The organism is Mycobacterium simulans (genome assembly GCF_900232995.1).
Lineage (GTDB): Bacteria > Actinomycetota > Actinomycetes > Mycobacteriales > Mycobacteriaceae > Mycobacterium > Mycobacterium simulans.
The window spans coordinates 1-3163 of record NZ_OCVX01000013.1 but is presented as its reverse complement, the minus strand read 5'-3'; the positions used below and the strand labels follow the sequence as shown (position 1 = coordinate 3163).

Annotated in this window: 2 protein-coding genes and 1 pseudogene; 2 read left to right on the top strand and 1 reads right to left on the bottom strand. The window is 71.3% G+C overall.

Translation table 11 applies throughout. The features are described from left to right. Both MSIMFI_RS26355 and MSIMFI_RS26350 read left to right on the top strand, forming a co-directional pair. On the top strand, positions 1 to 1434 hold a 1434-nt coding region (locus tag MSIMFI_RS26355; protein ID WP_191499883.1), incomplete at its 5' end, for a thioesterase domain-containing protein. An 84-nt stretch (positions 1435 to 1518) separates the two neighbouring features. Further along, positions 1519 to 1728 (top strand): hypothetical protein, encoded by a 210-nt coding sequence (locus MSIMFI_RS26350; RefSeq protein WP_191499882.1) that lies wholly within the window; start codon positions 1519 to 1521, stop codon positions 1726 to 1728. An 8-nt stretch (positions 1729 to 1736) separates the two neighbouring features. Here the strand turns inward: MSIMFI_RS26350 and MSIMFI_RS29110 are convergent. Beyond that, a pseudogene (locus MSIMFI_RS29110) lies at positions 1737 to 3163 on the bottom strand (PE family protein); the annotation flags it as partial.

Here is a 3163-nt window from a genome sequence, read left to right as displayed (position 1 = left end):
GATGGATGGTTGCGTCGGGTTCCGGTAGGAGTTGCCGGTGAGTTGTATGTGGCTGGTGCGGGCGTGGGTTGTGGGTATTGGCGTCGGGCGGGATTGACCGGATCACGGTTTGTGGCATGCCCGTTCGGGCCGGCGGGGTCGCGGATGTACCGCACCGGGGATGTGGTGCGCTGGAATGACCAGGGCGACTTGGAGTTTATTGGTCGCGCCGACGACCAAGTCAAGATCCGTGGGTTCCGCATTGAGCCCGGCGAAGTCGAGGCGGCACTGTTGGACCTTCCGGGTGTGACCCAAGCTGTGGTGATCGCCCGCGAGGACCGCCCCGGTGACAAACGCCTCGTGGGCTACGTCACCGGGACCCTGGAACCAAGCGACGTGCGGGCACAGCTATCCGAGCGGTTGCCGTCATATCTGGTGCCGTCGGTGGTGACGGTGTTGGATTCGTTGCCGCTGACGGTCAACGGCAAACTCGACACCCGCGCGTTGCCGGCCCCGCAGTATGCCAAGGGCGTGGGCTATCGTGCCCCGATCACCCCGGTCGAGGAGATCCTGGCCGGCCTGTTCGCCCGGGCGCTCGGTGTTGAGCGCGTTGGGGTCGATGAGTCGTTTTTTGACCTGGGCGGGGACTCGCTGCTGGCGATGCGCCTGATCGCCGCGGTCAACAAAACCCTGGACACCAGCCTTGGGGTGCGGGTGTTGTTCGAGGCGCCCACGATCGAGAGCCTGAGCCAACGGCTGGACTCACCCGACAGTTCCGTCGAAGTGGTTCCCGTTGAGAGGCTGCACGAGGGTGTGGGGGTGCCGCTGTTTTGCCTGCCGCCCGCGGGCGGACTGAGCTGGCCCTATCGCAACCTAGGGGCGTATTTGGACTGCCCGATCATCGGTCTGCAGCAAGACCCGCGCTCTGGACAATCGATCCGCGAGCTGGCCACCTACTACGCCCAGACCATCCGGGCGTTGCACCCCGATGGCCCCTACCAGCTGCTGGGCTGGTCGTTTGGCGGCCTCGTCGCGCATCAGGTGGCCGTGCAGCTGCGTCGGCAAGGATGCGTCGTGCAACGCCTGCTCGCCCTGGACCCACCACCAGCGGTCGATGCACCAGGCGGCGATCAGCTGAGCGAAAGCGACGTCCTCGAAGCGATCCACGCCCAGGGGCTGGTCCGGCCCTCCCGAGAGCTGGTCAAGATCATCACCAGCAACGTCAACACCAACATGGTGCTGCAGTCGCAACATGTGCCGGAGGTGTTCGACGGCGACATGATCATCTTCTCGGCACGGCCGGGCACCAACGCCTCGGCGCGTCATCAGAGCTGGCGGCCCTGCGTAACCGGTGACCTCACCGAATATCGCGTCGACTGCGAACACGAGCAGATGCTGACGCCGCAAGCACTGAAATTGTTCGGCCAGCAAATCAAAGCGGTACTGACATGCTGAGCGTTACCGCGCCGAAATTGTGCACCGTGCAATCTGCAGGGTGTCTGCCCGACGTGCGAGGACAACGTGTGGCTGGCGCTAGCCATGCCTGACCACGACGGGCTTGACCACGACACGTTCGACGAAATGGTTCCCGGCTGGACCGGACAAGCCAGCGAACGCGATCGTGGAAACCCTTCCAGGTCAAGGCATTTCGGTGGAGTGCTGATTACTGCCGACCAGATGTATGACATGGCGCAGCTGACGCGCGGGGTTTCTAAACAGGTCATCGGAGACCGTGTGCGCAGCGCGTAGCCCGCGTGCTACCCGTGCGCACCGGCCGTCCCGTCGGCACCTTGGTTGCCTTGGGCGCCTTGGGCGCCGGCGGTGCCGGCGCTGCCAGTGCGGATGCCCGCACCGGGAGCCCCCGCGGCCCCGCCGGCGCCGCCAGTGCCGCCCGCGCCGCCAGTTCCGGCGGCGCCTCCGGGCCCACCGGCGCCCACGGTGGAGCCCGGGCCGGCGCCGCCGTGGCCGCCTGCGCCGCCGTTGCCGCCCGCGCCCCCGGCGGCGCCCGCGCCGCCGTTGCCGCCGTTGCCGCCGTTGCCGGTGACACCAACCCCATTGGTTGCGCCGCCGGTTCCGCCGGCGCCGCCGGCACCACCGCTGGCGCCGACACCACCGGCTCCGCCGGCTCCACCTGCGCCGCCGGTTCCACCGGTAACACCGGCCAAGTTGCCGACGGTGCCGGCAGCGCCGCCGTTGCCTCCGGCCCCGCCATTGCCACCCGCGCCGCCGGCGCTATTAGGCCCCGTGGCGTTGCCTCCGGCGCCGCCATTGCCTCCGGCTCCGCCGCTACCGTGTGTGCCGCCGGCGCCGCCGGTACCGCCAGCGCCGCCGACGCCGCCCGTACCGGCGTCGCCGCCGACGCCGCCCGTGCCGCCGAAGGTCTGATCGAAGGTAAAGCCGCCCGTCTGGCTGGACACGGCGCCGCCGGTGCCGCCGACGCCTCCGTTGGCCCCCGCGCCGCCGGCGCCGCCGTTGCCGCCGGTGCCGCCGTGGCCGCTGCCGGCATGCGCCGGAGTGGCTTCGAGCCTGATCTCGCCGCCGGTCCCGCCGGTACCGCCGTTGGCGCCCTCGCCGCCGTTGCCGCCGTTGCCGCCGTCGCCACCGATGGCGGGGATGTTCATGAAGTGTGACGTCCCGACGCCGCCGTTGCCGCCGCTGCCACCGACCGTGCCTGGTGAGACACCGGCGGTGCCGGATCCGCCGTTGCCCCCGTTTGGGGAGCCGTCCGCACCAGGGGTGCCGGGGTTCGCCTGGCCTCCCGAGATGGGAGTGGGGTTGACGCCGTTGGCGCCGGTGGCGCCGGCGCCGCCGGCGCCACCTTGGCCGCCGTTCCCGGCAGTGCCTAGGGCACCCGCGACACCGCCCGCGCCGGCGGGCCCACCGGTTCCACCGTTTCCACCGGTGCCACCCGCGCCGCCGTGGCCTCCGTTACCGGCAGTGGCGCCAGCGGTTAGGGGGGCTCCGCCGTTGCCTCCAGTGCCGCCGTTGCCGCCGGCCCCGCCGTTGCCGGCGGCGCCGCCGTTGCCGCCGGCCCCGCCTGCCGCACCGCCATCTCCGCCGTTACCGCCTTGGCCGCCCGCGGTCCCGTTGCCGCCGCTGCCGCCGCCAGCAGCACCGCCGTTGCCGCTGGCCCCATTGCCCCCTCGGCCGCCGGCACCGCCCGCGCCGCCGCCGCCGCCGGCGC

Coding starts and splice junctions, on each gene's coding strand:
- MSIMFI_RS26350 (WP_191499882.1), top strand. CDS start 1,519: ATGCCTGACCACGACGGGCTTGACCACGACACGTTCGACGAAATGGTT.